A 3,793-nucleotide genomic window follows, 5' to 3' on the forward strand; every position below is an offset into this window, starting at 1 on the left:
GCCCCCACGGGAACCCTCTCCATCCTGGCCGGGTGCTCCTCGGGCGTGGAGCCGCTCTTCGCCCTCTCCTTCGCCCGCCACGTGATGGACGGCGAAAAGCTCGTGGAGTCCAACCCCCACTTCGAGGCCGCCGTGAAGGCCGCCCAGTGCCACTCGCCCCGGCTCATGGAGGAGGTGGCCGCCAAGGGCTCCATCGCCCACATCGACTACATCCCCGAGGACCTGCGCCGCGTGTTCGTCACGGCCATGGACATCACCCCGGAATCGCACCTCAAGATGCAGGCCGCCTTCCAGAAGTACACCGACAACGCCGTCTCCAAGACCGTCAACCTGCCCAACGAGGCCACCCAGGACGACATCTGGAAGATCTACTGGATGGCCTACGAGCTGGGCTGCAAGGGCGTCACCGTCTACCGCGACGGCTGCAAGACCGCCCAGGTGCTCTGCACCGGCGACGGCGCGCCCAAGGACAAGCAGGGCGAGCGCGCAGAATCGCGCGTGCGCAACCGCCCCGACGTGGTCTACGGCTTCACCCAGAAGGTGAAGACCGGCTACGGCGACCTCTACCTCACCGTCAACGAGGTGGACGGCAAGCCCTTCGAGGTGTTCGCCACCATCGGCAAGTCGGGCCGCTCCATCACGGCCAAGGCCGAGGCCATCGGCAGGCTGGTGTCCCTGGCCCTGCGCTCGGGCGTGGACGTGGCCGACGTGGTGGGCCAGCTCAAGGGCATCGGCGGCGAGAACCCGGTGTTCCAGAAGAAAGGCCTGCTGCTCTCCCTGCCCGACGCCGTGGCCTGGGTGCTGGAGCACCGCTACATGCAGGGCCTCAAGCGGGCCGACGACGTGCGCTCCCTCAACGCCCCCACCTGCCCGGAATGCGCCGAGGAGCTGGTGTTCGAGGAAGGCTGCTACGTGTGCAAGGCCTGCGGCTTCACCAAATGCGGCTAGAAAGGAGCCCCGCGCCGTGATCTCCGCCGTCCAGCTCACCCACGCCTTCGACGAGCACCTGGCCTTGCGCGCCGTGAGCTTCCGCGTGCGCAAGGGCGAGTTCTGCTTCCTCACCGGCCATTCCGGCGCGGGCAAGACCACCCTGCTGCGCCTGCTCCACGGCGACCTGCCCGTGCAGCGAGGCAAGGCCGCCATCGCCGGGTACGACCTGGCCGGGCTGCCCCGGAAGAACCTGCCCTTCCTGCGCCGCGACGTGGCCGTGGTCTTCCAGGACTTCAAGATCCTCATGGACCGCACCGTGCGCGAGAACGTGAGCCTGCCCCTGGAGGTCTGCGGCCTGCCGCGCGAGCAGATCGTGCGACGCGTGGACTCGGTGCTGGCCTCCCTGCACCTCACGCGCATGGCCGAGCTGCCCTGCCTGTCGCTCTCCGGCGGCGAGCAGCAGCGCGTGGCCATCGCCCGGGCCATGGCCGGCGGCCCCAAGGTGATCCTGGCCGACGAGCCCACCGGCAACCTGGACCTCAACCTCGCCCAGCGCCTCATGGAGGTGTTCAAGCAGTTCCACGCCCACGGCGTGACCATCCTCATGGCCACCCACAACATGGAGCTGGTGCGCGCCACGCCCCAGGCCCGGGTGCTGAGCCTCGAAGCGGGCTTCCTGCTGGCCGGCGGCGACGAGGAAGACGACGAAGAGGGAGACGGCGGCGACGCGCCCGAAGAGGAGGCCCAGGCATGATCCTCTTCGCCCGCGCCCTGGCCCGCGCCCTGGACCTGATCTCCCACGCGCCGGGCCTGCACCTGATGGCCGCAGCCGCCCTGGGCCTGACCTGCTTCCTGGCCGGGGCCTTCGGCCTGTTCCTCTCCAACCTGGACCACCACCTCACCAGCCGCCAGGGCCACGCCCAGTTCCAGATCTACTGGCGTCCCGGCACGGACATGGCGCAGGTGCGCACCCAGTGGGAGGCCATCCGCGTCATGCCCGGGGTGGATTCCGTGGTGGCCTTCACCCCGGACCAGGCCCTGGAGACCCTGAAAAAGACCATCGGACCGGGCTTCGATTTCAGCTGGATGACCGTGAACCCGCTGCCCGCCACGGCCCTGGCCTCCTTCCGGGTGAACTCGGCCGATTCGCGCCCCGCCGAGGGCTTCCTGGACCGCCTGAACGCCCTGCCCGGGGTGGAAAAGGTGCGCATCAACCCCATGCAGCTCGACGTGGCCATGGCGCTGCGCGCTCTCTCGATGAAGGCCCTGGTGCCGCTGTCGCTCTCGCTCTCGCTGGCCATCGCCCTGCTGGCCTACCTGGCCGCGCGCCTGTGCCTGGAGGGCCGCCGGGCCGAGGCGGAGATCCTGCGCCTGGTGGGCGCGCAGGAGTGGTTCGTGCGCCTGCCCTGGACCGTCAGCGCCGCGGCCACGGGCTTCGTGGGCTCCTCGGTGGGCCTGGGCGCGCTCTTCGCCGTGCAGAGCTCCGTGTCCGGGGTGCTCAACGAGCCGCCCCTGTGGATCAAGCTCGGCCCGCTGCCTCTGGAAGAAGCCCTCGTGATGACGCTCCTGGCCGTGGTCATGTCCGCCCTGGGCGGCTGGCTGGCCGCCTCGGGAGACTAGGCGCCCTCACCCAGTCCAGGACAGGGCGCGCTCCACCGAGCCGCCCGGATCCGCCGCGCGCAGGAAGCCCTCGAAAGCCGGGAGCCTGCCCTGCTCCAGGGCGCGCAGCCTGGCCAGGCGCAGCTCCTCCAGGCCTTCGCGCGCCCGGAAGGCCTTCAGGTCCGCCAGACCCAGGGCCGCGCCGAGGCGGAAGTCCTTCGGCCGGTGCAGCGTCAGGGTGGAGAGGTGCGCCACGCGCACCAGCTCGCTGCCGGGCAGGCCGCGCAGCAGCGCCTCGATGCGCCGGCAGGTCTCCAGGTTCTGGGGCTCCAGGGTGTGCGCGAGATGCAGAAACTCCATCGCGCTGGCCGCCAGATGGCGCTCCGGGTCGAAGGGAAAGCCCGGACGCCAAAGCGCCCCACGCCGCGCCAGCACCCCGGCCATGGCCCGGCAGACTCCCGCCGGGGTCCGGTGCTCCAGGGGCGGCTCCCCGGCCGCCCGGGCGAGCAGGGCGTATGCGCCGTACGCGGTCTCGGGCTCTTCCAGGCGCAAGGCCAGTGCGCAGACGCAGGCCGCCAGCCCCGCATGGGCCGTCCCCGGCCCGGTGAACAGTCTCAGGCACGGCGTCAGAGCCTCCCGGGCACTGCCCTTCAGGGCCATGAGCCCCCCCATGGCAACAAGACACTCCGGATCGCCCCCAAAGACGCCAAGCCCGGAAAGAGCCGCCTCCACGGGAGCGGGCAGAAGCCCTGTCTCCAGGCAGCGCGCCGCGGCCAGCCAGAAGAGGCGCTGGGCCTCCTCTCCCGAAGGCGCAGTCCGCTCCGTCGAGTGGGCCAGCCGTCCAAGGGCCTCCACGCGGTGTTCCGGAAGGTGTTCGCGCAGATGGCGCTCCCTGGCTGCGCGGCCCAGGCTCTCCGCCAGGGCCGTGTCGGCCTCCAGGCGCGCCAGAACTTCGTCCAGCTCCAGGACGTGGGCGTAGGTGAGCACCTCGCGGCCCGGTTCGAAGAGTTCCTCCAGGCCGTTGTCGCGCTGGGGATCCACCACGGCGCAACCGGCCGATGCGGTCTGGAAGAGCCGCTGGGTGATCTCCCCCTGGATGGACTCCCCGGGCGCCACGCGGGCCGAGCAATACGTCGGGAGCACCTCCCCGGGATGAAGCTCGCCCTGCACGAAGGCCCCCCAACGTTCCCGCAGGTGCTTGGCGAAGAGGGCCCGCAGGGGCCTGTGCCCGGTGATGCGGCCCACAAAGGCCGTCTGGTGGGGA

General features: G+C 70.9%; 4 protein-coding genes. 3 read left to right on the forward strand and 1 reads right to left on the reverse strand.

What is annotated here, in order from left to right:
• The 3 genes from ACV4UX_RS17805 to ACV4UX_RS17815 all read left to right on the forward strand — a co-directional run.
• Positions 1 to 948: ribonucleotide reductase barrel domain-containing protein (locus ACV4UX_RS17805; protein ID WP_491594620.1), on the forward strand; the 948-nt coding region annotated here is incomplete at its 5' end.
• A gap of 16 nt (positions 949 to 964) precedes the next feature.
• The gene (locus ACV4UX_RS17810; RefSeq protein WP_491594621.1) at positions 965 to 1,684 is read left to right on the forward strand and encodes a cell division ATP-binding protein FtsE; all 720 of its coding nucleotides are present in this window, start codon (positions 965 to 967) and stop codon (positions 1,682 to 1,684) included.
• Complete coding sequence (locus ACV4UX_RS17815) at positions 1,681 to 2,550, forward strand: cell division protein FtsX (RefSeq protein WP_491594622.1); 870 nt, start codon at positions 1,681 to 1,683, stop codon at positions 2,548 to 2,550. The genes ACV4UX_RS17810 and ACV4UX_RS17815 overlap by 4 nt, the downstream gene beginning before the upstream one ends.
• A 6-nt stretch (positions 2,551 to 2,556) precedes the next feature.
• On the opposite strand, the gene ACV4UX_RS17820 is transcribed toward ACV4UX_RS17815, so the two are convergent.
• The coding region (locus tag ACV4UX_RS17820; protein WP_491594623.1) for a glycosyltransferase at positions 2,557 to 3,793 on the reverse strand (1,237 nt) is incomplete at its 5' end.

The organism is Fundidesulfovibrio sp., from assembly GCF_058402725.1.

Coding starts and splice junctions, on each gene's coding strand:
- ACV4UX_RS17815 (WP_491594622.1), top strand. CDS start 1,681: ATGATCCTCTTCGCCCGCGCCCTGGCCCGCGCCCTGGACCTGATCTCC.